The following is a 26,431-nucleotide window of genomic DNA, read 5'->3' as shown; positions in this document are numbered from 1 at the left end:
GGACCGGGTGGGAAGTGGGCGGGTCACCGGGGCGCGGGAACCGACGGCATACCGAGGACCACCGGCACACGCCGCGGGCCGGAGGCGTCGAACCCGACCGTGGGGTCCGGCTCCTCCGGCGCGTTGACGAAGGACACGAAGCGGGCGAGCTTGTCGGGGTCTTCGAGGACGGCCCTCCACTCGTCGCGGTAGCCCTCCACGTGCCGGGCCATCGCGCCCTCGAGGTCGGCCCCGATGCCGAGGCTGTCGTCACACACGACGGCGCGCAGGTGGTCGAGGCCGCCCTCGAGCGACTCCAGCCACGGCGCGGTGCGCTGCAGGCGGTCGGCGGTCCGCACGTAGAACATGAGGAACCGGTCGATGTAGCGGATGAGCGTCTCGTCGTCGAGGTCGGAGGCGAGCAGCACCGCGTGCTTGGGCGACTGGCCGCCGTTGCCGCACACGTAGAGGTTCCAGCCCCGCTCGGTCGCGATGACCCCGACGTCCTTGCCCCGGGCCTCGGCGCACTCGCGCGCACAGCCCGAGACGCCGAACTTGATCTTGTGCGGCGCCCGCAGTCCCCGGTAGCGCTCCTCGAGGCCCACGGCCATGCCGACCGAGTCCTGGACGCCGTAGCGGCACCAGCTCGACCCGACGCAGCTCTTCACGGTGCGCAGGGACTTGCCGTAGGCCTGACCGGACTCCATCCCGGCGTCGACGAGCCGCTGCCAGATGAGCGGCAGCTGCTCGACCCGGGCGCCGAAGAGGTCGATCCGCTGGCCACCGGTCACCTTGAGGTAGAGCTCGAAGTCCTTGGCGATCTGGCCGATCGTGATGAGCTGGTCGGCCGTCACCTCGCCGCCCGGCATCCGGGGCACGACGGAGTAGGTGCCGTTCTTCTGGATGTTGGCGAGGAAGTGGTCGTTGCTGTCCTGCAGCGCCGCCTGCTCGCCGTCGAGGATGTGGTCGCTCGACGTCGACGCGAGGATCGAGGCGACGGTCGGCTTGCAGATCTCGCAGCCGGTGCCCTTGCCGTAGCGGGCGACGAGCTCGGAGAAGGTCCGGGTGCCGGTGGCGGCCACGATCTGGAAGAGCTCGGCGCGCGACTGGGAGAAGTGCTCACAGAGGGCCTTGGAGACCTCGACGCCGGAGTCGACGAGGAGCTTCTTGACCGTGGGCAGGCAGCCGCCACACGTCGTCCCAGCGCCCGTGCAGCCCTTGAGCTCGGCGAGGTCGCACGCGCCCGCCGCGATGGCGTCGCAGATGGTTCCCTTGGTCACGTTGTTGCACGAGCAGATGACGGCGTCGTCGGGCAGCGCGGTGCCCAGCGCCGCGTCGTCGGCACCGCCGGCGGGCGAGATGAGCGCGGCGGGGTCACCGGGGTACTCCCGGCCCACCCAGGCCTTGAGCGTCGTGTATGCCGCCGCGTCGCCGACGAGGATGCCGCCGAGCAGCGTCTTCGCGTCGTCCGAGACGACGACCTTGGCGTAGGTGCCCTTGGTGGCGTCGGTGTGCACGATCTCCAGGGCGCCCGGCGTCGCGCCCATCGCGTCGCCGAAGGACGCGACGTCGACGCCGAGGAGCTTGAGCTTGGTCGACAGATCGGCTCCCGGGAAGGTCGCCTCTCCGCCGAGGAGCCGGTCGGCGACGACCTCGGCCATGGTGTAGCCGGGGGCCACGAGGCCGTAGCAGCGGCCCTCGACCGCGGCCACCTCGCCGACGGCCCAGACCGACTCGTCGGTGGTGCGGCAGGACAGGTCGGTGAGCACGCCGCCGCGATCGCCGACGCCGAGCCCGGCCTCGCGAGCCAGCGCGTCGGCGGGGCGGACACCGGCGGAGAAGACGAGCAGGTCGGTGTCGAGGACGGTGCCGTCGGAGAGCTCGACCGAGAGCCGGCCCCCGTCGAGAGGCGTGATGGCGGAGGTGCCGGCGCCGGTGTGCACGGAGACCCCCAGGTCGTGGATGAGCCGCTGGAGGACGGCGCCGCCGCCCTCGTCGACCTGCAGGGGCATGAGGCGCGGCGCGAACTCGACGACGTGCGGTGTCAGGCCGAGCAGCCGCAGCGCGTTGGCGGCCTCGAGGCCGAGCAGGCCGCCGCCGACGACGACGCCGGTGGCTGCCCGTCCGGCCTGCGCCGCGGTGGCGATGGCTGACTCGGCGCGGTCGCGGATGCCGTCGAGGTCCTCGAGGGTGCGGTAGACGAAGCAGCCGTCGGAGTCGTGGCCGGGGACCGGGGGCACGAACGGATAGGAGCCCGTGGCGAGCACGAGCGCGTCGTAGGCGACGACGTCGCCGCAGCTCGTGGTCACGGTGCGGGCGTCGCGGTCGACCGACTCGACACGGGTGCCGAGGCGGACGTCCACGAGGTCGTCGGCGGCATACGTGTTGCCGGGCAGGGCCAGGGCGCTGCGGTCCCACGCCCCGACGTAGGAGCTGAGGCCCACCCGGTCGTAGGCCGCCTCGCTCTCCTCCGCGAGGACGACGACGCGCCACGTGCCCTCCTCGTCACGGCTGCGCAGCGCCTCGACGAAGCGGTGGCCCACCATGCCGTGCCCGACCACGACGACGGTGCGGGGGTGGAGGCTCTGGATGTCGCTCATCATGCGGCTCCTTCGGTCAGTGCGGCCGGGGCGGTGCGGGGCTCGGGGCAGGTGGACGCTGCCTGGGCGGCGGCCTGGGCGGTGCGTGGCTCGGGACGTACGTCCACGTCGGTGGACCGCAGCCAGTCGCAGATGCCCTGGACTGCGGAGGAGCAGCCGCCGCAGCCGGTGGTGGCGCGGGTGCGCTCGGCGACGGCGGGCACGGTGTGCGCGCCCTCCTGCCAGGCGCCGACGATCTCGGACTTCGTCACGGTGTTGCACCGGCAGAGCACGGTGCTGCCGGGCATCTCGGCGAGGCTCGCCGTCTCGGGGGCGGCGCCCCGGGTGAGGGCGCGGCCGAGCAGCAGCGACAGCCGGTCGCGGGGAACGGGTGCGCGGGTGTCGAACAGCTGCGTCAGCGGCCCGCTCGCGTCGCCCACGCCGAGCAGGATGGCGCCGACGAGCCGGTCCTGACGCAGCACGAGCTTGGCGTAGCGGCCGCGGGACGGGTCGGTGAAGGCCAGCACCTCGTGGTCCGGGTCGTGGATCTCGGTCTCGACGTCGCCCATGCTCGCGAGGTCGATGTCGTGCGCCTTGAGTCGGGTGATCGTCGTCGTGCCGGTGTAGGCGGCGGTCGGCTGCGCCCCGCTGAGGACGTCGGCGAGGACCTGCGCCTGCTCCCAGCAGGGCTGGACGAGCCCGGCCACCTCGCCGCGGTGCTCGGCGCACTCGCCGATGGCGTGGACGTGGGGGAGCGAGGTGGCGAGGCGGTCGTCGACGACGATCCCCCGGTTGACCTCCACCCCGATGGAGGCGGCGAGGTCCACCCGCGGGCGCACGCCGGCGGCGACGACGACGAGGTCGGCCGGCAGCACCCGGTCGTCGTCGAGGACGACGCGGGGGCCGCCCGCTGCGTCTGCGGCCTGCCGGGCCACCACGAAGTGGCCGAGGACGAGGCGGGCGCCGAGCCGGCGGACCACCCGGGCGAGGACGGCGCCGCCGTCGGCGTCGAGCTGCCGGTCCATGGGGAAGTGCTGGGGGTGCACGATCGTGACGTCGACCCCGTGGCCGAGCAGCCCCCGGGCGGCTTCGAGGCCGAGGAGCCCGCCGCCGAGCACCACCGCGTGCGAGCCGGGCTCGGCGAGCTCGACGATCCTCGCGCAGTCGTCGACGGTGCGGAAGGCGACGACGCCGCCGTCGGGCCGGCCGGGTGCCGGCTCCGGGTCGATGCCCGCGACCGGGGGGACGAAGGAGGAGCTGCCCGTGGCGAGGACGAGCTCGTCCCACTCGATGGTCTCGGTCGCGGGGGCCGCGTCCGGGCCCGTCGTGCGGCACACCGCCGCCGTGCGCGCCTCGACGTCGACCGAGGCGACGCGCGTCCCGGTCCGCACGTCGATGCCGTGGGCCTCCCACCACCCGTCGGGCTTGAGGCGGGTCTCCCGGGGCGTGATCGCGCCGGCGACGACGGTGGAGAGCAAGACGCGGTTGTATGCCGCGTGCGGCTCCTCGCCGACGACGGTGACGGCGAGGGACGAGCCGGCCGGGTCGCGGCGGCGCAGCTCCTCGGCCAGTCGGGCGCCGGCCATGCCGTTGCCGACGACGAGGATCCTGCGGGGACGGGGCTGGGTCACGATGCGGCCTCCAGTCGCACGGCACACGCCTTGAACTCGGGCATGCGGCTGACGGGGTCGAGGGCGGGGTTGGTGAGCAGGTTCGCCCGGCCGTCGCCGGCCCAGTGGAACGGCAGGAAGACGGTGTCGGTGCGGATGTCCTCGTCCGTGCGGACGACCGCGCGGGTGCGTCCGCGGCGGCTGACGACGTCGGCGTGGTCGCCGTCGGCGAGGCCGGCGCTGCTCGCGGTGTCCGGGTGGACCTGGACGAACATTGCTCCGGCCGCGGCGGCGAGCGCGCCGACCCGCCGGGTCTGTGCGCCCGACTGGTAGTGCGCGAGGACCCGGCCGGTGGTGCCCGTGAGCGGGTAGTCGGGGTCGGGCTGCTCGGCCGGGCCGACGTGCTCGACCGGGACGAAGCGGGCCCGGCCGTCCGGCGTGGCGAACCGGTCGAGGAAGAGCCGCGGCGTGCCCTGCGGGCGCTCCGTCGAGCACGGCCACTGCAGGTTCTCGCCGGCGTCGAGGCGGGCGTAGGTGACGGCCGAGTAGTCGGCGGGGCCGCCGGCGGACGCCTGCCGCAGCTCCTCGAAGACCTGCTCCGGCTCGGTGGGGAATCCCGTGGTGTGGCCGAGGCGGGCGGCGAGGTCCGACCAGACGGCCAGCTCGCTGCGGGCGCCGGGCGGCGCGGGGAGCGCGCGACGTCGGCGCAGCACGCGGCCCTCGAGGTTGGTGAGGGTGCCCTCCTCCTCGGCCCACTGCAGGACCGGCAGGACGACATCGGCCAGGGCGGCGGTCTCGGACAGGACGAAGTCGCTGACGACGAGCAGGTCGAGGGCGCCGAGTCGCGTGGTGACGGCGGTGGCCGACGGCGCCGACACGACCGGGTTGGAGCCGTGCACGAGCAGGACCTTGGGTCCCGCGTCCGTCCCCAGGGCCTCCAGCAGCTCGAATGCGCTGCGACCCGGCCCCGGCAGGTCGGCCGGGTCGACGCCCCAGACCCGGGCGACGTGCTCGCGGGCGGCGGGGTCGTCGATCTTGCGGTAGCCCGGCAGCTGGTCCGCCTTCTGGCCGTGCTCGCGGCCGCCCTGTCCGTTGCCCTGGCCGGTGATCGTGCCGAAGCCGGTGCCCGGGTTGCCGGGAAGGCCGAGGGCGAGCGCGAGGGCGATGTATGCCGTCACCGTGTCGGTGCCGGAGGCATGCTGCTCGCTGCCGCGGGCCGAGAGGATGTAGGCGCCCCGCTCGGTGTCCCGGGCCCGGGCGAGGGTCCGCACGACCGCTTGGAGGGTGGCCGCGGAGACGCCGGTGACGCGCTCGGTGCGCTCGGGGTACCACTGCGCGGCCACGGCCCAGACCTGCTCGAAGCCCGTCGTGCGGCGCTCGATGTAGTCGCGGTCGGCATACCGCTCCGTCATGGCCACGTGGAGCAGGCCGAGCGCGAGAGCGGCGTCGGTGCCGGGCCGCACCGGCAGGTGCAGCCCCCCGCCGTCGACGGCCTTGGCGGCGGTGGCCGTGAGGCGGGGGTCGGCGACCATGAGGCCCCCCGCGTCGGCCGCGGTGACGAGGTGCGTGAGGAAGGGCGGCATCGTCTCGGCCGGGTTGGCGCCGAGGAGCAGGATGGCGTGCGCCGAGCCGAGGTCCGTGACGGGGAAGGGCAGGCCGCGGTCGAGGCCGAAGCACCGGATGCCCGCGGCCGCGGCCGAGGACATGCACCAGCGGCCGTTGTAGTCCACCTGCGACGTGCGCAGGGCGACCCGGGCGAACTTGCCGAGCTGGTAGGCCTTCTCGTTGGTGAGGCCGCCACCGCCGAAGACCGCGACGGCGTCGTGGCCGTGGGATTCCTGGGCCCGCCGGATCCCCGCGGCGACGATGTCGAGAGCCTCGTCCCAGCTCGTCGGCACGAGGCTGCCGTCCCGGCGCACGAGCGGGGTGGTGACCCGCTCGCTCGACCGCACGACCTCGGCGCTCGTCCAGCCCTTCTGGCACAGGCCGCCCCGGTTGGTGGGGAAGCGGCGCGGCGCCACGGTCAGCTCCGCCGGGGTGGACCCGGTGAGCGTCATCGCACACTGCAGGCCGCAGTAGGGGCAGTGCGTCGCGGTGCCGGGCGCGTCGTTGCGCTCGGCCGCACGCCGCGGTGTGGTCGTCGTCATCGGTAGCGGGCTCGGGTGATGACGGCGGAGACGAGGTAGAACAGGGTGAAGGCCACGAAGGCGGCGGTGGCCGAGGCGGCCGCGCCCGAGTAGGACGCCCGCAGGCCCAAGTTGATCAGGACGCCGCCGAGGGCCCCCACGGCCCCGGCGATGCCGATGAGCGCGCCCGACATGCTGCGCGACCATTGGGTGCGCGACAGCTCCGAGCCGGTGCGCCCGTGGGATCGGGCCTCGAAGATCGCCGGGATCATCTTGTAGACCGAGCCGTTGCCGATGCCGGAGAGGACGAAGAGCGCGACGAAGCCACCGACAAGGCCGGCGAGCTGCAGGCCGGTCGCGGCGCCCGGGGTCGTGTCGTCGGAGCGGCTGGCGAGGGTCACGACGACGCCGGCGACGGTCATCCCGACGAAGGCGAGGAAGGTGATGGTCCCGCCGCCGCGGCGATCGGCGAGGCGACCGCCCCAGACGCGGCTGATCGAGCCGAGCAAGGGGCCGATGAAGGCGATCTGGGCCGCGTGCAGGCTGGCGGAGGCCGTCTGGGCCGCGGTGGCCGCAGCCCGGTTGCCGCCCGTGAGGTCGGTGAGGAAGGTGAGGTTGAGCACCTGGCCGAACGCGAAGCCGAAGCCGATGAACGAGCCGAAGGTGCCGATGTAGAGCAGCGAGATGACCCACGAGTCGGCGTGCCGGAGCACGTCCACCATGGCGCGCGGGTCGGCGGTGCGGTGGTCGAGGTTGTCCATGAAGGCCGCGGCGCCGATCGAGGCCGCGGCGAGGAGCACGAGGTAGGCGGCGCACACGATCTCGGGCCGCCTGTTGCCGAGGGTGGCGATGGTGAGCAGGCCGACGAGCTGGACCACCGGGACCCCGATGTTGCCGCCGCCCGCGTTGAGGCCGAGCGCCCAGCCCTTCATGCGCTGCGGGTAGAACGCGTTGATGTTCGTCATCGACGAGGCGAAGTTGCCGCCGCCGAGACCGGCGAGCGCCGCGACGAGCAGGAACGTCGTGAGCGAGTGCCCGGGGTGGGTCATCAGGTACCACGTGCCGACGGTGGGCACGAGCAGCGCGACGCCGCTGACGACGGCCCAGTTGCGCCCGCCGAAGATCGCGGTCGCCATCGTGTAGGGGATACGCAACAGGGCCCCGACGAGGGTCGGGACGGCCACCAGTGCGAACTTGTCACCCGGGGTGAAGCCGTAGACCGCCTGCGGCATGAAGAGGACCATGACGGACCAGATCGACCAGATCGAGAAGCCGATGTGCTCGGTGGCGACCGACCAGATGAGGTTGCGGCGGGCGATGTGCTTGTTGCCCGCCTCCCACGCGGCGGTGTCCTCCGGGTCCCAGTCCCGGATGACGCGGCTGCGCGGCGCGACGACGCCGCGCAGGCGGTCGGGGCGGGAGAGCTTCTCGGTCGTGGTGGTGGTGGCGGTGCTCGTGGTCGACACGGGTCCTCCTGAGGGCTGGCGTGACGCTCACGCTAGGAAGGCCGTGTTGCACGCCGGCGCCGCCGGGTGACGCAGTCGTTAATTCGGACTCACGCCGCGCGACGGCCGCCGTGAGGTCGGCCCGAGCCGGCCCTGGGGTGCGGGGTCAGAGCAGTCGGCGGCCCATGGCCCACGCCGTCAGCTCGTGGCGGGAGGACAGCTGCAGCTTGCGCAGCACGGACGACACGTGCGTCTCGACGGTCTTGACGGAGATGAACAGCTCCTTGGCCACCTCCTTGTACTGGTAGCCGCGGGCGATGAGCCGCATGACCTCGCGCTCACGCGCGGAGAGGCGGTCGAGCTCCTCGTCGATCTCGGCGACCTCGCCGGCCGCTGCGCCGAAGGCGTCGAGGACGAAGCCGGCGAGGCGGGGACTGAAGACCGCGTCCCCGTCGGCCACGCGGCCGATGGCCGTGAGCAGGTCCTCCGCGCTGATGGTCTTGGTGACGTAGCCCCGTGCCCCGGCCCGGATGACCGCGATGACGTCCTCCGCGGCGTCGGAGACCGAGAGGGCGAGGAAGCGCACCGGCCGGCCCGCCTCCGTCGTGGCGCCGGTGGTCGCCCGGATCACGTCGGCACCGCCGTGGCCGTTGCCGCCGGGGAGGTGGACGTCGAGCAGCACGACGTCGGGCCGCTGGGCGAGGACCACCTCCGCCGCCGACTCCACCCGCTCGGCCTCGCCGACGATGTCGAGCCGGTAGGGAGCCGAGTCGGCGAGCGCTGTGAGCTCGGCCCGCACCCCGGACCGGAAGAGGTGGTGGTCGTCGACAAGGACGATCCGGGTCGTCCGCGGCTGCGCGTGCTGGGTCATGCCGGCTTGTCCTCCTCGTCGGTGCCCGGTCGCGCGACCGGCAGGCTGAGCTCGACCTCCGCGCCGTCCTCACGACGCCGGATCCGCGCGGTGCCCCCATGGCGCTCCATGCGCCCGATGATCGACTCGCGCAGCCCCCGCCGGTCGGCGGGCACGGCGTCGAGGTCGAAGCCCGCACCGTGGTCGCGCACGAAGCACTCGACGGCATACGGACCCACCTCGACGTATGCCGTCACCGGCGGGCTCGCGTGCCGCACCGCGTTCCACACGGCCTCCCGCACCGCCTTGACGAGCGCCTCGAGCCGGTCGTCCATGGGCCGGTCACCCGTCACGACGAGCTGGACGGGGACGCCATGGAGGTCCTCGACCTCGCCGACGGCGGCCGTGAGCGCCGCGGCGAGCGAGCCCTGCCGCGCGTCCTGGTCGTAGAGGTAGGAGCGCAGCTGACGCTCCTGGGCCCGCGCGAGGCGGGCGACCGTCGTCGCGTCGGAGGACTGCCGCTGGATGAGGGCCAGGGTCTGCAGCACCGAGTCGTGCAGGTGCGCGGCGATGTCGGCCCGCTCGGTGGCGCGGATGCGCGCGGCCTGCTCGTCGCGCAGGGTGGTCCAGAGCCGCAGGATCCACGGGGCGGCGAGGACGGCCACGCCGACGAGCGCGGCGAGCACCGCACCGGTCACCTGCCACACCTCCCCGACGTTGGTGCCCCGCACCACGAGACCGACGAGGCCCAGCGAGGTGAGGCCGAGGCCCACCGCGAGCCACACCCAGCGCACGGGTCGGCGACCGCCCAGCGGGTCTGCCTCGTCGAGCTGGGACCAGAAGAAGATCGCGCCGATGACGATCGCGACGACGGGCAGGACGACCTCGGGGTGGATGCCGACGCCCGCGCCGCGCAGCCACAGGGCGCCGGCCACCGCGAGGGCCGCCACGCCGAGGAGGGTGAGGAGCGCCGGCTCGTTGCCGCGGCGCAACCACGCCCGCACGCTCGCGAGGTCCGGTCGGCCGGCCGGTTCGTCGTCACCGGCTGGCGCCGCACGCATCGCGGCCCACAGGAAGGCGTAGACGGCGGCGCCGGCGCCGAAGGGGATGGACGTCACGATGAAGACGAGCCGGACGAGCCGGACCGGCACGCCGAGGTGCCGGGCGACCCCGCTCGCGACGCCGCCGAGGAGCCGGCCGTGGGACTGGCGCAGCAGCGGCGGACGCGGCGTGTCCCGCCACGCCGGGCGCGGCGGAGTCTCGCTCGCTCGGGACGCCTGCACCCGTCCATCCTGACTCATCCGGCAGCCGGGGACGACCGCCCCCGCGGCCTTTGGGGGGCGGGTCAGGGTCCGCTCAGGGTCGACCCTCATGGCCCGGTGCGGCCCACCCGGACACGCTGGGTGCATGACGAACGCGAATGGTGGCCCCCCGACCGGGCACGGCCTCGACGGCTTCTACGACACCCTCCGGCGGCCCGGCATCGTCCGGCCGGCACAGGGTCGCTGGTTCGCCGGCGTGGCGACCAGCATCGCCCGGTGGCTCGGTGTCGACCCCCTCATCGTGCGGGCGGGCTTCATCCTCTTCGGCATCTTCTTCGGGATGGGCGTCGCGCTCTACCTCCTGCTGTGGTTGCTGCTGCCGGACGAGCGCGGCGACCTGCGGATCGAGCGCGCGCTGCGCGACGGTGACGGCGGTTCGATCTTCCTCCTCGTCGTCACGGCCATGTCGGTCCTGGGAGGCGGCCCGTGGTGGGACGACCACACCAGCGGCATGCGCGTCGGTAGTTTCGTGCTGCTGGGCGTGCTCGTCTGGTGGTTCCTCACCCGCACCGACGCCGGTCGCCACCTGGCCGGCCCGCGCGCGGCGGGCCCGCCGGCCGGGCCCGCGGGAATGTCGACCGGCAACGCCGCCGCGCAGGCCGGTGCCGCGCAGGCCGGTGCCGCGCAGGCCGGCGCGAGCACCTGGACCGCGCCCACTGCCCCTCCGGTAGGCGCGGTCCGTCCGGCCCCGCCGCGGCCGCGGGAGCGGACGCGGGTCATCGGGCTCCCGGCCGGGATGCTCGTCCTCGGGGCGGCCCTACTGGCGGGTGCCACCATGACCTCCCTCGCCGGCTCGGGCGGCTGGCAGGGCAGCCACCTCGCCGTGGGCATCGCCACGGGCCTGGGCGTCCTCGGTCTGGGAATGGTCGCCGCCGGCCTCGCCGGACGCCGGTCGGGCGGGCTCGCCCCCCTCGCCGTGATCGGCATCGTCGCCGCCCTCTTCACGACCAGTGTCCCCGCGGGCCTCACCCGTCCGTGGCAGGTCGGGGACCGCAGCCACGTCGTCACCTCGCTGGCCGCGGTGGACGCCTACCAGCTGGGCATGGGGGAGCTCACGGTCGACCTGTCGGGCGCGGACTGGAAGTCCACGTCGGGCACCGACCGCGTCACTGCCACCGTCGGCCTGGGACAGCTCAACGTCGTCGTCCCCGACGGCGTCCGGGTCACGGTCCACGCCCGCGGCCGGGCCGGCGAGCTGCTCGCCCTCGGCAGCAACGAAGGCAGCGACCAGGTGTCGGGCTCGTCCGGCCCGCAACCCCGGTTCCGACAGGGCGGCACCGCCTGGGACGAGACCGTGACCTACGGCAGCCCGGGTGCTCGTGAGGAGATCGTCGTCGACGCCGAGATCGGTCTCGGTCAGGTCGCGGTCCGCACGGGACACGCGTCATGAGCCAGCTCCCGCGGCGGCCCCTCGCCGGCCCCGCCGCGGACCCCACCGCCGACAGCACCACCCACCCCACCACGACGCCCGCTGGACCACCCGCCGCGGGCGCCCCGACCGAGAGCAGCGAGACCATGGACACCCCGACCTCCGGCACGCCGAACCCCGACCCGACCCCGAGCAGCCCGGACCTCGAGCCGACCTCCAGCACCGGGGCCTCCGACCCGACGTCCAGCACCGGGGCCTCCGACCCGACCTCCGGGCCCGCGCTGGACCCCACCGGGGAGGACCCGCACCGGGCCGACACCGAGCACCTCGAGCCTGTCGCCCCCGCCACGCCCGCGCGGCCGGCAGGCGCGTTCCGGGTCGAGCCCGCGGCGCCGGTCCCCGACGACGTCGTGCTGCCGGACCCGTCGCACACCCCGGTGCTCTCGCACCCCGGGTCCCTCGCGCAGCCGCCGGTGGCCGCCCCGGGCACGGCTCCGCTCAGCCCGCCCCCGCCGCGCGGCGGTCTGGTCACGGTGCGCACCGGTCCGCGGCCGGGCACCATCCTCCTCGGTCTGCTCAGCCTCCTCGTGGCCGGCTACGTCCTCGTGGCCAACCTCGGCGAGCCCGGCCTGCAGCTGCGGGTCGTCGGCCCGGGCGCCTTCGGCGCGCTCGGTGGAGCGCTGCTGCTCGTGGGGCTCGTCGCGGCGCTGGCCGGGAACCGCCGTCGCTAGGCTCGATTGCGGGGTCCGACCGCCCGGGCCCCGCGCATCGAGGGGAGACGCAGTGACACGAGACGACGCGGTGACACGAGACGACGCTGTGGGCCCGGAGCCCACCCCGGGCGGGAGCTCGGGACCGGCCCCGGCAGGCGCCTCGGTCCCCGCGACGCCGAAGTCCGGCATCGACGTCGCAAACCTGGACCGATCCACCCGCCCGCAGGACGACTTCTTCCGGTTCGTCAACGGCACGTGGCTCGACACCACCGAGATCCCGGGCGACCGGGCGCGCTACGGCACGTTCGACATCCTCCGAGAGGAGTCGACGGCGCGGGTGCGCGACCTCATCGAGGACGCCGCGGCGAGCGCGGCCGCGGCCCCAAGGTCGCCGCGTCGCCAGGTCGGCGACCTCTACGCGAGCTTCCTCGACACCGAACGGATCGAGGAGCTCGGTCTTGAGCCGCTCCAGCCCCTCCTCGCCGACGTGGCGTCGGTCGACGGGATCCCGGCCCTCGGCGCCGTGCTCGGCCGACTCCACCGGTCCGGTGTCGTCGGGCTGCTGCACCCCTTCGTCAACCCGGACGAGCGGTCACCCGAGGACTATGTCGTCTACCTCGAGCAGGCGGGGTTGGGCCTGCCGGATGAGTCGTACTACCGCGAGGAGCAATACGGCGCCGTGCGCACGGCATACGTCGCCCACGTCGAGCGGATGCTCGCCCTCGCGGGCGTCCCGGAGGCGGCATCCAAGGCGGCCCGGATCATGGCGCTCGAGACGAGGCTCGCGGCGGCGCACTGGGACAAGGTGAGCAACCGCGACGCCGTCAAGACCTACAACGCCTACACGCTCGCCGAAGCGCGGCTACTCGCCCCCGAGTTTCCTTGGGACACATGGGTTTCCGGGCTGGAGGCGCCGGACGGGGCGTTCGACAAGGTCGTCGTGCGCCAGCCCAGCTTCGTCACGGCCCTGGACCAGGCGCTCCGTGACACGAGCGTGCAGGACTGGCAGGCATGGCTGACGTGGCACGTCGTCACGTCGCTCGCCGGCCTGCTGCCCGCGGCCCTCGTCGACGAGGACTTCGACTTCTACGGGCGCATCCTCTCGGGCCAGCCCGAGAACAAGGAGCGGTGGAAGCGGGGCGTCGAGATCGTCGAGCACGCCATCGGCGAGGCAGTCGGGCAGCTGTACGTCGAGCGCTGGTTCCCGCCGTCGGCGAAGGATCGGATGCAGCAGCTCGTGGCCAACCTGGTCGAGGCCTTCCGCCGCTCCTTCGCGTCGCTCGAGTGGATGGGGGACAAGACCCGCGCGCAGGCTCTCGACAAGCTCGATCGCTTCATCCCCAAGATCGGCTACCCCGACGTGTGGCGGGACTACTCCTCCATCACCATCGACCCGGGCGACCTCGTCGGAAACCATTGTCGTGCCTCGGCTTTCGAGGTCGACCGTGACCTCGCGAAGATCGGCAAGCCCATCGACCGCACGGAGTGGTTCATGCTCCCCCAGACGGTCAACGCCTACTACATGCCGTCGATGAACGAGATCGTCTTCCCGGCAGCGATCCTGCAGCCGCCCTTCTTCGACCCCGAGGCGGACGACGCCGTCAACTACGGCGGCATCGGTGCCGTGATCGGCCACGAGCTCGGGCACGGGTTCGACGACCAGGGCTCGCGATACGACGGCACCGGGGCGCTGCGCGACTGGTGGACCGACGAGGACCGGCAGCGATTCGAGGCCCTCGCGCAGCGACTGGTCGAGCAGTTCGACGCCTACACGCCGGCGGGGCTCGACGAGTCGCACACGGTCAACGGGGCGCTCACGGTCGGGGAGAACATCGGCGACCTCGGCGGGCTGCAGATCGGCTACGCGGCATACCGCATCGCCACGGAGGGTCGCGACGTGCCCGACCTCGACGGGTTCTCGGGGACACAGCGGTTCTTCCTCGGCTGGGCCCAGGTCTGGAAGGGAAAGGCGCGCCCGGAGGAGGCGATCCGGCTGCTCGCGGTGGACCCCCACTCGCCGCCGGAGCTGCGCGGCAACGCCGTTCGCAACGTCACGGAGTTCCACGAGGCGTTCGGGGTGCGGCCGGGAGACGGGATGTGGCTGCCGGAGCAGGAGCGCGTGCGGATCTTCTGAGGGACGCGGCCGGCCGGGGTCTGAGTTCTGCGCCAAGCCGGCCGGCCGACGCCGCTCGGTCGCCGCTCACTGCGGCGGGAGGACGTCCTGCTGGGCTGGCAGCTGGTCCTGGCGCAGCACGCCGACCGGGCACGTCATGCCGTTGGGCCCGTGGTTGCAGTAGCCGCCGGGGTTCTTGTGCAGGTAGCCCTGGTGGTAGTCCTCGGCGAGGTAGAAGGGGCCGGCCTCGTCCGCGGACCGGACCTCGGTCGTGATGGTGCCGTAGCCGTTGTCGGAGAGGACACGCTGGAAGGCGTCGCGGGTGGCGAGGGCGGCGCGCTCCTGCCCGGGCGTCGTCCAGAAGATGACCGAGCGGTATGCCGTGCCGACGTCGTTGCCCTGGCGAGGGCCCTGCGTCGGGTCGTGGTTCTCCCAGAAGGCCTTGAGGAGCAGCTCCGGTGACGTCGTCGCCGGGTCGTAGACCACCCGGACCGTCTCGGCGTGGCCGGTGAGACCCGTGCACGTCTCCTCGTAGGTGGGGTTCGGCGTGTAGCCGCCCATGTAGCCGACGGCCGTTGCGACGACGCCGGGAAGCCGCCAGAAGATGCGCTCCACGCCCCAGAAGCAGCCCATCCCCACGTAGAGCACCTCGGACCCCTCCGGCCACGGGCCGTCGAGCGGGGTGCCGAGGACGACGTGGGTGGGGCTCACGGCATACGGCCGCCTGTCCCGGCCGCGCAGGGCCTCGTCGGGGGCGGGCATCGTGGTCCTCTTGCCGAATCCGAACACCGACCCAGTGTCTCACCCGGCGTCCCACCGGGCACCGGTGGTCGGGGCGTAGTGCCCGCCACCTTGACCAAGGCAGAGGCCTCACAGCACATCGACCGCCTGCGGGCGGCGACCGGGCAGGGCGAGTCCGCGGGCTCGTAGCCGGCGCCGGGCACGACTCCCGTGCCCCGGGCGGACGGTACTAGCACCAAAGCCCGATGGCGGCTGCCCGTGTGGCGATCGCAGTGTGGAGCCGGCACTTCACCACACTCGACCGGCCGCTTCCTCGGCCGTCTCGCACCCCGGAAGGTCATCATGAGAGCTCGCGCGACACTCGCCACCGCCGTCCTGTCCGCCGTCGCGGCCAGCGGCCTGGCGCTCGTCCCGGCCGCATCCGCCAAGGGCCTGGAGGTCCGTGCCTCGGGCGCCTGCCCCTCGGCCACGTGGAAGCTCACGGCCAAGCAGGACAACGCCCGCATCGAGGTCAGCTTCGAGGTCGACAGCAACGTCGTCGGGCAGACGTGGCGCGTCGGGATCAGCGACAACTTCGTCACCGTCTACACAGGCCTGCAGCGGACCACGGCGCCCAGCGGGTCCTTCGAGGTCTCGCGCCTCATCGCCAACCGGTCCGGATGGGACGTCATCCGAGCTCAGGCGACCAATGTGCGCACCGGCGCGGTTTGCCGCGGACGCGTTACCTACACCGGCTGACGCCGGCATCCAGACCTGCCACACTCGCAGCCAGGGAAGGACCGGAACATGCGACGACGCCTCATCCTCGTACTCGCGGCCGCGGGCGCGGTGATCCCGGCTGCTCTTGGCCTGCTGGGCAATGCCTCGTTCGCCGAGAGCGTCCCCACCCGCGCCCCGGCCGCGGCGCAGGTCGTCCTGGGCGAGGCTGACTCGCCGGCTCCCATCCGCACCAGCGCGGCCACGCCGACGCCGTCGACCACGACGGCCGCCGACGGCCGCGGCGGGGCCCGGCCCCGGACGACGGCAGAGCCGGGCGACGACCACGGCGGGACGTCGAGGTCGGGCTCGTCCGGCCACGGCTCGGGCTCGGCTGGGTCGGCTTCGTCCGGCCACGGCTCGGGCTCGTCCGGCCACTCGGGAGGGGACGACCACTCGTCATGACGGGCGACCCGCACCGCACAGGCTCCGCGGACACCATCCCGGTGCCTGTTGCGCTGCGCTGGACCACCCTCGCAGACGGGTCCGTGCGGGACCCCGTGCGACCGCTGCCGCAGCCCCGACGCATGATCGGGCAGCTGGCTCTCGCGGCGCTGGCCGTCTTCGCGATCGTCATGGTCGGCAGCTCCGTGGCCGCCAGCCGCCTCGCCGAGCGCGAGGCCGTGAACGACGCCGCGCACACGGCCAACGTCATGGCGGTCGCGGTGGTGCAGCCCGTCCTGAGTGACGGGCTGCTCCACGGGGACCGCGCGGCCTACGAGAACCTCGACAAGGTGGTGCGCGCCAACGTCCTGCCCCACGGCATCATCCGCGTCAAGCTGTGGAAGAGCGACGGGACGATCGTGTATGCCGACGAGAAGCGCCTCGTGGGCCAGCGTTTCCCCTTGGACGCCGACCAGCTCGAAGCGATCATGGCGCGCGAGACCAAGGCGGAGGTGTCCGACCTCGCTCGCTCGGAGAACCAGTTCGAGCGCAACGGCGGGAAGCTGCTCGAGGTGTATCGCCCGGTGTGGACGCCCTCCGGCGCCGAGATGCTCTTCGAGATCTACGGCGACTACACCCCGGTGGAGAGCCGCTCGCAGGACCTGTGGCGCGGCTTCGCCGGGCTCCTCGCCACGAGCCTGCTGTTGCTCCTCGTGCTCCTGGCGCCGATCCTCTGGCGCCTGGTCGACCGGCTCGGCGCGGCGCAGCACCAGCGGGAGCAGCTCATGCGAAGCGCCGTGGACGCGTCCGAGCAGGAGCGCCGGCGGATCGCGGCGGACTTGCACGACGGCCCGGTGCAGGACCTCGTGGCCAGCTCACTCGTCGTGTCAGGAGCGATCGAGACCGTGCGCAACGAGGGCCACGAGTCCCTCGCGAGCCATCTCTCGCAGGTTGCCGCCACGGTCCGCGGCAGTGTGGCCAGCCTTCGGTCCCTGCTCGTCGACATCTACCCGGCACGGCTCGCCGACGCGGGACTGGCCGCAGCCCTGGGTGACCTGGTCCGGCCGCTCGCCGCGCGAGGCACCGTGGTCGACCTGCACACCGACGCTGCCGTGACCGAGGGGCTGACCGAGGTCCAACAGCAGGTCGTGTACCGCGTCGCGCGCGAGTGCCTCGGCAACGTCGTCAAGCACTCCGGGGCGACGCGGGTCCGGATCGCCCTCGAGGAGGACTCCACGCACCCCACCCACCCGATCCTGTTGACCATCGACGACGACGGAGCCGGCTTTCCCTCGGGATCGACGCCCGTCACGCAGGGCCACTTCGGGGTGCGGGTGCTGACCGACCTCGCCCGTGACGTGGGAGGCGTGCTGGAGGTCGCCTCAGCGCCGGGCGTCGGCGTCCACTGGCGGCTGCGGCTGCGAAGCTCGAGGACCCGGCGATGACCTCCGTCGTCATCGTCGACGACCACCACCTCGTCCGGGTCGGTCTGCGGTCCATCCTCTCGACGAGCGACGAGGTGAAGGTCGTCGGCGAGGCCGCGGATGGCCGTGAGGCGCTCGAGGTGGTGCGCCGGACGATGCCCGAGGTCGTGCTCATGGACCTGTCCATGCCCCGCGTCGACGGCATCGTCGGCATCCGGCTGCTGCGAGAGGCTGGGTTCGGCGTGCCCGTCGTCGTGCTCACGTCGTTCGCCGAGACCGACCGGGTCGGAGCGGCGCTCGAGGCGGGAGCAGTGGGATACCTGCTCAAGGACAGCGAGCCCCGCGACGTGATCTCCGCGATCCGAGTGGCCGCGGCGGGTCATGCGCCGCTCGACCCGCGGGTGGCTCGGGCTTTGCTGCCGCACTCCCCGCGCAAGGAGGCCCCGTCGGTGCTCAGCGCGCGCGAGCGCGAGGTGCTGGCGCTCGTGTCGAAGGGGCTGGCCAACAAACAGATCGCCAAGGCCCTCGGCATCAGCGAGCGCACCGTCAAGGTGCACCTCGGCAACGTCTTCCGCAACATCGGCGTCGCGGACCGCACGAGCGCGGCGTTGTGGGCCCGCGACCACGGGATCGGCTGACGCCGGGCGTGAGGACACGAGCGAGGTAGGAGCGAGGCCCGGAGCGCCCGTCGCGTCAGCCGACGAGGGCACGGCTGACGCCGGGCGGGGCCGTAGGGTGGACGGCATGTCTGACGAGCACGGGTTCTCGACGCGCGCCATCCACGCGGGCCAGGAGGCCGACCCGCTGACCGGCGCGGTCGTGACCCCGATCTACCAGGTCTCGACCTACAAGCAGGACGGCATCGGCGGCTTCCGCAGCGGCTACGAGTACAGCCGCTCCGCCAACCCCACCCGCAGCGCCCTGGAAGAGTGCCTGGCGGCCCTCGAGGGGGGCAGCCGCGGGTTCGCCTTCGCGTCGGGGCTGGCCGGCCAGGACACCGTATGCCGTGCCCTCCTCGTCCCGGGTGACCACGTCGTCGTGCCGTCCGACGCCTATGGGGGGACGTACCGCTACTTCAACAAGGTGGCGCGCCCCCAGGGCGTCGAGCACTCCATCGCGGCCATCGCCGACGTCGACGCGGTGCGGGCGGCGATCCGTCCCGGCCGGACCCGCATGGTGTGGGTGGAGACCCCGACCAACCCGCTGCTCGGCGTCGCCGACGTCGAGGCCATCGCCGAGGTGGCCCACTCCGTGGGCGCCCTGCTCGTCGTGGACAACACCTTCGCCACGGCATACCTGCAGAACCCGCTCGCCCTCGGCGCCGACATCGTCGTGCACTCGACGACGAAGTACTCCGGCGGACACAGCGACGTCGTCGGCGGCGCCGTCATCACCCGGGGGGGTGTCACCGCAGCCGGTCGCGAGGACGTGGAGGAGCGGATTGCCTTCCACCAGAACGCGATCGGTGGCGTTGCGGGCCCCTTCGACGCCTGGCTCACCCTCCGTGGGCTGAAGACGCTCGCGATCCGGATGGAGCGTCACTGCGACAACGCGGAACGGGTCGTCGACTTCCTCGCGGGCCACCCCGCGGTGTCCCAGGTGCTCTACCCCGGGCTGCCGACGCACGCCAACCACGACGTGGCCGCCCGGCAGATGAGGCGCTTCGGCGGCATGGTGTCGTTTCGGCTGCGCAAGGGCGAGGACGCCGCGGTCAAGGCGTGCGCCGCCGTCTCGCTGTGGACCCTCGGCGAGTCGCTCGGCGGCGTGGAGTCGCTCATCGAGCACCCGGCGCGGATGACGCACGCCTCGGTTGCGGGCACGGAGCTCGAGGTGCCGGGCGACCTGATCCGGCTCTCGGTCGGCATCGAGGACGTCGACGACCTCATCGCCGACCTGCGGGAGGCGCTCGACGTCCACGGGTGACGGTTCCTCGGGTCCCGACCTTGCGCGTGGTCCACTCCGCCGGGCCGGGCTCGAGGGCGACCCGGCGCGCAGTCAGCCGGTGTAGGGCTTGGCCGCGAGGATCTTGACCTCGATCGTCTTGCCGTTGGGGGCCTGGTAACTCGCGGTCTCGCCCACGGTCTTGCCGTTGATGGCCGCGCCCATGGCGGACTTCTCGGAGAAGACCTGCAGCTCGGAGCCGTCCGCGATCTCTCGGTTGCCGAGGAGGAAGGTCTCCTCGTCGCCGAACATCTCGACGGTCACGAGCATCCCCGGCTCGACGACCCCGTTGTCGGCCGGGGTCTCGCCGATGACGGCGTTGTGGAGCAGCTCGGTGAGCTGGCGGATGCGGGCCTCCATCTTGCCCTGCTCCTCGCGGGCCGCGTGGTAGCCGCCGTTCTCCTTGAGGTCGCCCTCCTCACGGGCCTCCTCGATCTTGCGGGCGATCTCGATGCGACCCTCGCCCGACAGCTGGTCCAGCTCCGCCTTGAGGCGGTCATAGGCCTCCTGAGTCAGGAAGCCTGCAGCGGTGTCGGTCACGGTGAACTCCTCGGATGTACCGACGCCCACGCGGTGGGGAGGTGGGCGCGCAAAAGAAAAGGGGCCCGACCGTGACGCTGGGGCACCGGTCGCGGCCCTTGCTGAGCCTCCATTGTAACCAATGCGCGGCCCCGAGGATTCCGGTCCGCGACCGCACCGCCTCATGAGGGGGCCGCTCGTCGGCCTCAACGCGGCACGCAGCGCACCACCTCTCCCGTGACCGCACGGGAGGTGGTGCGCACCGTGGCGCTCTGCCGGCTCGAGTCCTGGGGCGCCCGCGGGACCTGCACGTCCACGGTGCCGACGGTGCCGAAGTCGCGAGCGAGCGCACGCACCGTGCAGGTCACCGGGGCGCCGCCCGGCCGGTCGACGTCGAACGTCACCGTGACGGTCCGGTCGTCGACGACCTTGTAGCCGAAGGTCTGCCAGCTCGTCTGGCCGACGGACATGGAGAGCCCGAGCCACACAGCGACGGCGACGCCGGCGCCGATCCCGACCGTTCCGACGACCCACCACCGCAGCTCGCCGGGGCCGGGGTGGGGCAGGCGCATGGGAGAACTCCGGATGAGAGGATGACGGGTGGGTCCCAGTGTCCCTCACCGGGCATCCTGGTGACGCAGCAGGCTGGCGGTGCCACGTGGCGCCCCGCGAACCGGTCGAGCCGAGCAAGGAGTTCCGTGTCTCAGGGCATGCGGTTGATGGCGGTGCACGCGCACCCCGACGACGAGTCGAGCAAGGGGGCGGCGTCGACGGCGAAGTACGTGGCCGCGGGCGCGCGCGTCATGGTGGTCTCGTGCACCGGCGGCGAGCGCGGTGACGTGCTCAACCCGAAGCTCAAGGACGACCCGCAGCTGCAGCGCGACATCGTGGAGTTCCGGCGCCGGGAGATGAGGGCGGCCCAGGAGATTCTCGGGTGCGAGCACACGTGGCTCGGGTTCGTCGACTCCGGGCTGCCGGAGGGCGACCCGCCGCCGCCGCTGCCCGCCGGCTGCTTCGCCCTCGAGGACCTCGACGTGGTGACCGAGGCCCTCGTCCGGGTCGTGCGCGACTTCCGCCCGCACGTCATGACGACCTACGACGAGCAGGGCGGCTACCCCCACCCGGACCACATCATGACCCACCGGGTCGCGATGTCCGCCTTCGCCGCGGCCGGCGACCCAGCGGCATACCCGCACGCCGGTGCCCCGTGGCAGCCCCTCAAGATCTACTACAACGGCGGCCAGCGACTCGAGCGCCTGCGGGCCATCCACGAGGCCATGCTCGCGCGCGGGCTCGAGAGCCCGTATGCCGAGTGGCTGCAGAACTGGACGCAGCGGCGGGACGGGCGGATCACGACCCGGGTGCCCTGCGCGGAGTTCTTCGAGACGCGGGACCGCGCCCTGCTCGCCCACGCCACCCAGGTCGACCCCGACGGCTTCTTCTTCACCGTGCCGCTGGAGGTGCAGCGCGACGTGTGGGGCACCGAGGACTTCGAGGCGGCCCTGTCCTACGTGCCGATCGTCGACGGCGAGGACGACCTCTTCGCCGGGCTGGGCTCGCCCGCCGAGGCCGACGCGCTCGCGACCTCCGGGCGGCTCGAGATCGCCTACGACGGGCGGCTGACCGTGGAGGAGGTGCGCTGATGGGCGGCAGCGGCAACCTGCCCATCGGGCCGGGCGTGTGGGGGTTCATCGCCGCGTTCGTGCTGGCGCTGGCGCTGTGGCTGCTCATGCGCAACATGAACAGCCGTATGCGGCGGATGGCCTACCGCGAGCGGGACCGGGCCGCCGGGCTCGACGAGGAGTCCCCGGAGGGGGGCGACGAGCGCTCCGGCCAGGACCCGGTGCCGGGCGACCCCTCGGGCCGGCCGGGAGACGACCCGACGCGTTGAGGGCGCCACCGCCCGGGGGCGGGGGCGCGGGCCGGAAAGCGCGTGCGGCAGCGGGGGGTCAGGCCACGACGGGGTGGCCCACGACGACGAGCGAGACGGCGACGTAGTGCGCCACGAAGGCCGCGAGCGTGAAGGCGTGGAAGACCTCGTGGAACCCGAACCACCGCGGGGACGGGTTGGGGCGCTTCGCCCCGTAGATCACGCCGCCCGCGGTGTAGAGCAGGCCGCCGAGCGCGAGCAGTGCGCCGATGGCCGCCCCCCCGGCCCGCCAGAACGGCACGACGTAGAAGACGGCCGCCCAGCCCAGCGCGATGTAGAGCGCCACGTAGAGCCACCTGGGGGCGCTGACCCAGAAGATGCGGAACAGGACGCCCGCGATGGCGCCGCCCCAGATGACGGTGAGCAGCGTGCGTGCCTGGTCGCCCGGCAGGAGCGTCACCGCGAAGGGGGTGTAGGTGCCGGCGATGATGAGGTAGATGTTCGAGTGGTCGAACCGCTTGAGCAGCGCATGCATCCGCGGGCCCCACGTGCCGCGGTGGTAGATGGCCGAGACGCCGAAGAGCAGGCTCGCCGTCACCGTGAACACGATGGAGGCGGTGCGGACCGCGCCGGGATCGGACAGCAGCACGAGGACGAGCCCGCCGATCGCGGCCAGCGGGAACATGCCCAGGTGCAGCCACCCGCGCAGGCGCGGCTTGACCGCTGCGGCGACCTCGTGCATGGCCGCGCTCGGGGTCTCGAAGGGCGAGCTCATGCCTCCAAGAGTAACCTACGCACACGTAGGTTACGGAGCAGTAACCTCGGCGTCGTGGCGGTCAGGCTGCGCGGCATACGGCCACCGGTCCGGGCGCCGCGCCGGCCGGGAGGCCGCAGCGACCGACCGGCGCAGCGGTACGGTGGGACGCGCGGGCCCACGCGGTGCGCGACGGGGCCGACGAGGCGAAGGAGGGCGCGGGGTGGGCTGGCGCGATGTGGTCTACGGAGCCTACGAGCGCCGCGTGGCCCACGACCTGCCCCGCGAGGCCATGCCTCGGCACGTCGCCGTCATGCTCGACGGCAACCGCCGGTGGGCCAAGGCGCGCGGTGCGGGCACCGCCTCCGGCCACCAGGCCGGCGCCGACAAGATCTCCGACCTGCTGCAGTGGTGCGAGGAGGCGGGCGTCGAGTACGTCACCCTGTGGCTGCTCTCGACGGACAACCTGGGCCGGGCGCAGGAGGAGCTCGCGCCGCTGCTGTCCATCATCGAGAACGCCGTCGCGGACCTGGCTGACGAGGGGCGGTGGCACCTCAAGATCGTCGGAGCGCTCGACCTGCTCCCCGCCGACACGGCGCGCAGCCTGCGCGAGTCGGCGGCCCGGACGGCGGGCGTGCCCGGCATGACGGTCAACGTCGCGGTCGGCTACGGCGGGCGTCGGGAGATCGCCGACGCCGTGCGCGAGATGCTGCGCACGCGGGCCGCGCGAGGCGAGTCGATCGAGGACATCGCCGCCGACCTCACGGTCGAGGACATCGCCGAGCACCTCTACACGCGCGGCCAGCCCGACCCCGACCTCGTCATCCGGACCTCCGGGGAGCAGCGGCTCGGCGGATTCCTGCTGTGGCAGAGCGCGAAGTCGGAGTTCTACTTCTGCGAGGCCTACTGGCCCGACTTCCGGCACGTCGACTTCCTCCGCGCGCTGCGCTCGTATGCCGGGCGGCACCGGCGGTTCGGCACCTGACCCCGCCGCTGGGCGCCGCTGGGCGCCGCTGCCGGCCGTCGCCGGCCGCTGCCGGCCGTCGCCAGTAGGGGCGCCGCGCGACACGAACCCGTCAAATCCGAGTCGCGAGGCCGCGCCGGACGTAGCCTCGGCCCATCGGCGGACATCCCGTCCGTCGGAGCCTGGAAGGCCCACCATGGAGCGAGAGCTCGGGACGGGGGGCCGGCACCGGCCCCACCGCACGGTGGGCAGGTCCCGGCACCACGGGAACGAGTAGGCGCATGCCGAGCGCGTGCGCCGCCAAGGAGTGGGAATTGGCTATCCAGAGTCACCCGACCTCGTCCGAGAGCGCCACGAGCACCGGCAGGACTTCCGCTCGCACGACCGCAGCTCGCAAGACCTACGTCCTCGACACGTCGGTCCTGCTGTCCGACCCCCGCGCCATGGCGCGCTTCCAGGAGCACGAGGTGGTCCTCCCGGTCGTCGTCGTCACCGAGCTCGAGGCCAAGCGCAACCACCCGGAGCTCGGCTACTTCGCGCGCCAGGCGCTGCGCCTGCTCGACGACCTGCGTGTGTCCGAGGGCCGACTCGACCGCCCGGTCCCGGTCGGCACCGACGGCGGGACGCTTCGCGTCGAGCTCAACCACACCGACCCGACCGCCCTGCCGGCCGGGTTCCGGCTGGGCGACAACGACTCGCGGATCCTCGCCGTGGCCAAGAACCTGTCCAACGAGGGCGCCGACGTCACGGTCGTCTCCAAGGACCTGCCGATGCGGGTGAAGGCGTCGGCCGTCGGCCTCGACGCGCAGGAGTACCGCGCGGAGCTCGCCGTCGACTCCGGATGGACCGGTCTCGCCGAGCTCGACGTGACCACCGAGGCCCTCGACCAGCTCTACGAGCGGGGCCGCGTCGAGCACGCGGAGGCCGCGGAGCTGCCGTGCAACACCGGGCTCGTCCTGCTCTCGCCACGGGGAAGCGGCCTGGGGCGGGTCGGCGCCGACAAGCAGATCCGGCTCGTCCGGGGCGATCGGGACGCCTTCGGGCTGCACGGCCGCAGCGCGGAGCAGCGGATCGCGCTCGACCTGCTCCTCGACCCGGACGTGGGCATCGTGAGCCTCGGGGGCCGTGCCGGCACCGGCAAGTCCGCCCTCGCGCTCTGCGCCGGGCTCGAGTCGGTCATGGAGCGACGCGTCCAGCGACGGGTCATCGTCTTCCGGCCGCTCTTCGCCGTCGGTGGCCAGGAGCTCGGCTACCTGCCGGGCTCGGAGCAGGAGAAGATGAACCCGTGGGGCCAGGCCGTCTTCGACACCCTCGGGGCGCTGGTGTCGACGGAGGTCGTCGAGGAGGTGCTCGACCGCGGCCTGCTCGAGGTGCTGCCGCTCACGCACATCCGCGGCAGGTCGCTGCACGACGCCTTCGTCATCGTCGACGAGGCGCAGTCACTCGAGCGCAACGTCCTGCTCACGGTGCTCTCCCGCATCGGCCAGAACTCCAAGGTGGTGCTGACCCATGACGTCGCCCAGCGCGACAACCTGCGCGTCGGGCGCCACGACGGCGTGGCGGCCGTCATCGAGAAGCTGAAGGGCCATCCGCTCTTCGCCCACGTCACGCTGACCCGCAGCGAGCGCAGCCCGATCGCGGCGCTGGTCACCGACGTCCTCGAGGGGCTGGAGGCGTAGCCGACCGGGGGCGGCGATGCGCGCCGTTCCCCGGCGCCGGCCCCGCTGAGCCGACCTGCACCGACCTGCACCGTGTGCGCTATGTCACTGCTCCCGCTCTGGCAGCAGTGACATAGCGCACACGGCCCGTTTCCGTCCGGCAGCGGATTTGCCAAGGGCGGCTCCGGGATGTCACCGTTGAGTCCGTTGGTCTCGGAATGATAACGAGGCGCCGGGTCATCGACGACGGGCGCCCGCCGAGCGCCTGTGGTCGACCCTCGACTCGGACTCCCCGTTCGTGCTGCGTGAGAGGTGCGGCCTCCTGCCCCTCTTGCGAAAGGCACCGCTTCTCCATGTCCGCGTACTCAGGACGTCACCGCCCCGCCGCCCGCCGTCCCCGCGGGCGCTGGCGCTCCGTCAGCCGCCCCATCCTCGCCGGCGGGCTGACGCTCGGCCTCGGCGTCACCGCGCTCGGGTATGCCGCCGCCACCGACCTGCCGAGGGCCAACGCGAGCTATGCCGCGTCGCCGGCGGCCGCACCCGCAGACGGCGTGATGCTCGCCGGTGCGGCTCGTGCGCTCCTCGCCACACAGGTGTCCCGGGCTGACGCCCGCACCCCCCTCACAGCCGAGCAGGCGCGCGCCGCCGCGGACGCCAAGGCCAAGGCCGACGCCGCCGCCGCCGCGGCGAAGGCCGACGCGGCCGCCAAGGCGAAGGCCGACGCGGCGCGCAAGGCGCAGGAGGCTGCTGCGGCCAAGGCCAAGGCGGACGCCGAGCGCGCCCGCCAGCAGGCCGTGGCCAGTGCGCGGGCCAACCCGCAGGCCGCCGCCCGCGCGCTCATGGCCGAGCACGGCTGGACGAGCGAGGCGCAGCACGCGTGCCTGGTCACGCTGTGGAACGGCGAGAGCGACTGGCGGTACACCGCGGAGAACTCCTCGTCGGGCGCGTACGGCATCCCCCAGTCCCTGCCGGCGAGCAAGATGGCGCGCTTCGGGGCGGACTACCGGACCAACCCGCTCACGCAGATCAAGTGGGGGCTGTGGTACATCGAGCAGTCCTACGGCTCACCCTGCAGCGCGCTGGCCTTCTGGCAGGGCAACAGCCCGCACTGGTACTGAACAGCCCGCACCGGCACCGCCCCGCGTGCAGAAGTGGCCACTCGACCTTCCCCCGGTCGAGTGGCCACTTCCGTACGGGGCGGACGTTGCCGGGTCGAGTGGCCACTTCCGTACGGGGGGCCGTCAGATCTTGCGCAGGCGCACCCGGCGCACGGCGTGGTTCTCCCCCTTGGAGAGCACGAGCGTCGCCCGGGAG

At 73.2% G+C, this 26,431-nt stretch carries 23 protein-coding genes; 13 read left to right on the top strand and 10 right to left on the bottom strand.

Going from position 1 to position 26,431, the window contains the following annotated elements; translation table 11 throughout:
- Window positions 1-23: 23 nt before the first annotated feature.
- The 6 genes from nirB to VFJ94_RS16135 all read right to left on the bottom strand — a co-directional run bounded on the left by nirB (window position 24) and on the right by VFJ94_RS16135 (window position 9,872).
- Entirely contained in the window at window positions 24-2,579 is a 2,556-nt protein-coding gene (nirB, locus tag VFJ94_RS16160; protein ID WP_325005253.1) for a nitrite reductase large subunit NirB, read from the bottom strand.
- Window positions 2,579-4,189 (bottom strand): FAD-dependent oxidoreductase, encoded by a 1,611-nt coding sequence (locus tag VFJ94_RS16155; protein WP_325005252.1) that lies wholly within the window; start codon window positions 4,187-4,189, stop codon window positions 2,579-2,581. The genes nirB and VFJ94_RS16155 overlap by 1 nt, the downstream gene beginning before the upstream one ends.
- Window positions 4,186-6,315: a molybdopterin oxidoreductase family protein gene (locus tag VFJ94_RS16150; protein WP_325005251.1), complete on the bottom strand. Its 2,130-nt coding sequence runs from the start codon at window positions 6,313-6,315 to the stop codon at window positions 4,186-4,188. Before VFJ94_RS16150 ends, VFJ94_RS16155 begins: the two co-directional genes overlap by 4 nt.
- Window positions 6,312-7,760 carry a nitrate/nitrite transporter gene (locus VFJ94_RS16145; RefSeq protein ID WP_325005250.1) on the bottom strand — a complete coding sequence of 483 codons (1,449 nt, stop codon included), beginning with the start codon at window positions 7,758-7,760 and terminating at the stop codon, window positions 6,312-6,314. Before VFJ94_RS16145 ends, VFJ94_RS16150 begins: the two co-directional genes overlap by 4 nt.
- Window positions 7,761-7,905: 145 nt before the next feature.
- Window positions 7,906-8,610: a response regulator transcription factor gene (locus VFJ94_RS16140; protein WP_325005249.1), complete on the bottom strand. Its 705-nt coding sequence runs from the start codon at window positions 8,608-8,610 to the stop codon at window positions 7,906-7,908.
- On the bottom strand, window positions 8,607-9,872 hold the full coding sequence (locus VFJ94_RS16135; RefSeq protein ID WP_325005248.1) for a PspC domain-containing protein: 1,266 nt from the start codon (window positions 9,870-9,872) through the stop codon (window positions 8,607-8,609). The genes VFJ94_RS16140 and VFJ94_RS16135 overlap by 4 nt, the downstream gene beginning before the upstream one ends.
- A gap of 124 nt (window positions 9,873-9,996) precedes the next feature.
- On the opposite strand from VFJ94_RS16135, the gene VFJ94_RS16130 reads away from it, so the two are divergent.
- From VFJ94_RS16130 to VFJ94_RS16120, 3 genes are all read left to right on the top strand, one after another.
- On the top strand, window positions 9,997-11,301 hold the full coding sequence (locus tag VFJ94_RS16130) for a PspC domain-containing protein (protein ID WP_325005247.1): 1,305 nt from the start codon (window positions 9,997-9,999) through the stop codon (window positions 11,299-11,301).
- On the top strand, window positions 11,298-12,011 hold the full coding sequence (locus VFJ94_RS16125; protein ID WP_325005246.1) for a hypothetical protein: 714 nt from the start codon (window positions 11,298-11,300) through the stop codon (window positions 12,009-12,011). The genes VFJ94_RS16130 and VFJ94_RS16125 overlap by 4 nt, the downstream gene beginning before the upstream one ends.
- A 169-nt stretch (window positions 12,012-12,180) precedes the next feature.
- Window positions 12,181-14,127 (top strand): M13 family metallopeptidase, encoded by a 1,947-nt coding sequence (locus VFJ94_RS16120; protein WP_325005274.1) that lies wholly within the window; start codon window positions 12,181-12,183, stop codon window positions 14,125-14,127.
- A gap of 66 nt (window positions 14,128-14,193) precedes the next feature.
- On the opposite strand, the gene msrA is transcribed toward VFJ94_RS16120, so the two are convergent.
- A complete protein-coding gene (gene msrA, locus VFJ94_RS16115) occupies window positions 14,194-14,868 on the bottom strand; it encodes a peptide-methionine (S)-S-oxide reductase MsrA (RefSeq protein ID WP_325005245.1) in 675 nt (224 codons plus the stop codon).
- A gap of 321 nt (window positions 14,869-15,189) precedes the next feature.
- Between msrA and VFJ94_RS16110 the strand changes: the two genes are divergently transcribed.
- The 5 genes from VFJ94_RS16110 (at window position 15,190) to VFJ94_RS16090 (ending at window position 19,334) form a co-directional block, all read left to right on the top strand.
- On the top strand, window positions 15,190-15,585 hold the full coding sequence (locus tag VFJ94_RS16110; protein WP_325005244.1) for a hypothetical protein: 396 nt from the start codon (window positions 15,190-15,192) through the stop codon (window positions 15,583-15,585).
- Between the two features lie 48 nt (window positions 15,586-15,633).
- On the top strand, window positions 15,634-16,008 hold the full coding sequence (locus VFJ94_RS16105) for a hypothetical protein (protein WP_325005243.1): 375 nt from the start codon (window positions 15,634-15,636) through the stop codon (window positions 16,006-16,008).
- Between the two features lie 41 nt (window positions 16,009-16,049).
- Entirely contained in the window at window positions 16,050-17,432 is a 1,383-nt protein-coding gene (locus tag VFJ94_RS16100; protein WP_325005242.1) for a sensor histidine kinase, read from the top strand.
- Complete coding sequence (locus tag VFJ94_RS16095; RefSeq protein WP_325005241.1) at window positions 17,429-18,049, top strand: response regulator transcription factor; 621 nt, start codon at window positions 17,429-17,431, stop codon at window positions 18,047-18,049. The genes VFJ94_RS16100 and VFJ94_RS16095 overlap by 4 nt, the downstream gene beginning before the upstream one ends.
- 106 nt (window positions 18,050-18,155) lie before the next feature.
- Window positions 18,156-19,334, top strand: coding sequence for a cystathionine gamma-synthase (locus VFJ94_RS16090; RefSeq protein ID WP_325005240.1), 1,179 nt, complete (start codon window positions 18,156-18,158; stop codon window positions 19,332-19,334).
- 72 nt (window positions 19,335-19,406) lie between these two features.
- Here VFJ94_RS16090 and greA read toward each other — a convergent pair whose 3' ends face one another.
- Window positions 19,407-19,892, bottom strand: coding sequence for a transcription elongation factor GreA (gene greA, locus VFJ94_RS16085; protein ID WP_325005239.1), 486 nt, complete (start codon window positions 19,890-19,892; stop codon window positions 19,407-19,409).
- 185 nt (window positions 19,893-20,077) lie between these two features.
- Window positions 20,078-20,443, bottom strand: coding sequence for a DUF4307 domain-containing protein (locus tag VFJ94_RS16080; RefSeq protein ID WP_325005238.1), 366 nt, complete (start codon window positions 20,441-20,443; stop codon window positions 20,078-20,080).
- Window positions 20,444-20,569: 126 nt separating this feature from the next.
- Here VFJ94_RS16080 and mca point away from each other — a divergent pair, with 126 nt between their 5' ends.
- Window positions 20,570-21,514, top strand: coding sequence for a mycothiol conjugate amidase Mca (gene mca / locus VFJ94_RS16075; protein ID WP_325005237.1), 945 nt, complete (start codon window positions 20,570-20,572; stop codon window positions 21,512-21,514).
- Entirely contained in the window at window positions 21,514-21,762 is a 249-nt protein-coding gene (locus VFJ94_RS16070) for a hypothetical protein (protein ID WP_325005236.1), read from the top strand. The genes mca and VFJ94_RS16070 overlap by 1 nt, the downstream gene beginning before the upstream one ends.
- A gap of 58 nt (window positions 21,763-21,820) precedes the next feature.
- On the opposite strand, the gene trhA is transcribed toward VFJ94_RS16070, so the two are convergent.
- Entirely contained in the window at window positions 21,821-22,516 is a 696-nt protein-coding gene (trhA, locus tag VFJ94_RS16065) for a PAQR family membrane homeostasis protein TrhA (protein WP_325005235.1), read from the bottom strand.
- Between the two features lie 202 nt (window positions 22,517-22,718).
- Here trhA and VFJ94_RS16060 point away from each other — a divergent pair, with 202 nt between their 5' ends.
- The 3 genes from VFJ94_RS16060 (at window position 22,719) to VFJ94_RS16050 (ending at window position 26,235) form a co-directional block, all read left to right on the top strand.
- A complete protein-coding gene (locus tag VFJ94_RS16060; RefSeq protein ID WP_325005234.1) occupies window positions 22,719-23,480 on the top strand; it encodes an isoprenyl transferase in 762 nt (253 codons plus the stop codon).
- A gap of 299 nt (window positions 23,481-23,779) precedes the next feature.
- Window positions 23,780-25,138 carry a PhoH family protein gene (locus VFJ94_RS16055; protein WP_414654630.1) on the top strand — a complete coding sequence of 453 codons (1,359 nt, stop codon included), beginning with the start codon at window positions 23,780-23,782 and terminating at the stop codon, window positions 25,136-25,138.
- Between the two features lie 332 nt (window positions 25,139-25,470).
- Window positions 25,471-26,235, top strand: a complete 765-nt coding sequence (locus VFJ94_RS16050; RefSeq protein ID WP_325005232.1) for a hypothetical protein — start codon at window positions 25,471-25,473, stop codon at window positions 26,233-26,235.
- Window positions 26,236-26,431: the final 196 nt, after the last annotated feature.

The organism is Intrasporangium sp. (assembly GCF_035688975.1).
Taxonomy (GTDB): Bacteria; Actinomycetota; Actinomycetes; order Actinomycetales; family Dermatophilaceae; genus CALMNV01.
The sequence above is the reverse complement of the archived record's forward strand: the minus strand, read 5'-3'. Positions and strand labels throughout refer to the sequence as shown.

Excerpts from the sequence above, each read along its gene's own strand:
- nirB (WP_325005253.1), bottom strand. The coding sequence starts at position 2,579 with ATGAGCGACATCCAGAGCCTCCACCCCCGCACCGTCGTCGTGGTCGGG.
- VFJ94_RS16150 (WP_325005251.1), bottom strand. The coding sequence starts at position 6,315 with ATGACGACGACCACACCGCGGCGTGCGGCCGAGCGCAACGACGCGCCC.
- VFJ94_RS16140 (WP_325005249.1), bottom strand. The coding sequence starts at position 8,610 with ATGACCCAGCACGCGCAGCCGCGGACGACCCGGATCGTCCTTGTCGAC.
- VFJ94_RS16130 (WP_325005247.1), top strand. The coding sequence starts at position 9,997 with ATGACGAACGCGAATGGTGGCCCCCCGACCGGGCACGGCCTCGACGGC.
- VFJ94_RS16125 (WP_325005246.1), top strand. The coding sequence starts at position 11,298 with ATGAGCCAGCTCCCGCGGCGGCCCCTCGCCGGCCCCGCCGCGGACCCC.
- msrA (WP_325005245.1), bottom strand. The coding sequence starts at position 14,868 with ATGCCCGCCCCCGACGAGGCCCTGCGCGGCCGGGACAGGCGGCCGTAT.
- VFJ94_RS16110 (WP_325005244.1), top strand. The coding sequence starts at position 15,190 with ATGAGAGCTCGCGCGACACTCGCCACCGCCGTCCTGTCCGCCGTCGCG.
- VFJ94_RS16105 (WP_325005243.1), top strand. The coding sequence starts at position 15,634 with ATGCGACGACGCCTCATCCTCGTACTCGCGGCCGCGGGCGCGGTGATC.
- VFJ94_RS16095 (WP_325005241.1), top strand. The coding sequence starts at position 17,429 with ATGACCTCCGTCGTCATCGTCGACGACCACCACCTCGTCCGGGTCGGT.
- VFJ94_RS16090 (WP_325005240.1), top strand. The coding sequence starts at position 18,156 with ATGTCTGACGAGCACGGGTTCTCGACGCGCGCCATCCACGCGGGCCAG.
- VFJ94_RS16080 (WP_325005238.1), bottom strand. The coding sequence starts at position 20,443 with ATGCGCCTGCCCCACCCCGGCCCCGGCGAGCTGCGGTGGTGGGTCGTC.
- VFJ94_RS16070 (WP_325005236.1), top strand. The coding sequence starts at position 21,514 with ATGGGCGGCAGCGGCAACCTGCCCATCGGGCCGGGCGTGTGGGGGTTC.
- trhA (WP_325005235.1), bottom strand. The coding sequence starts at position 22,516 with ATGAGCTCGCCCTTCGAGACCCCGAGCGCGGCCATGCACGAGGTCGCC.
- VFJ94_RS16050 (WP_325005232.1), top strand. The coding sequence starts at position 25,471 with ATGTCCGCGTACTCAGGACGTCACCGCCCCGCCGCCCGCCGTCCCCGC.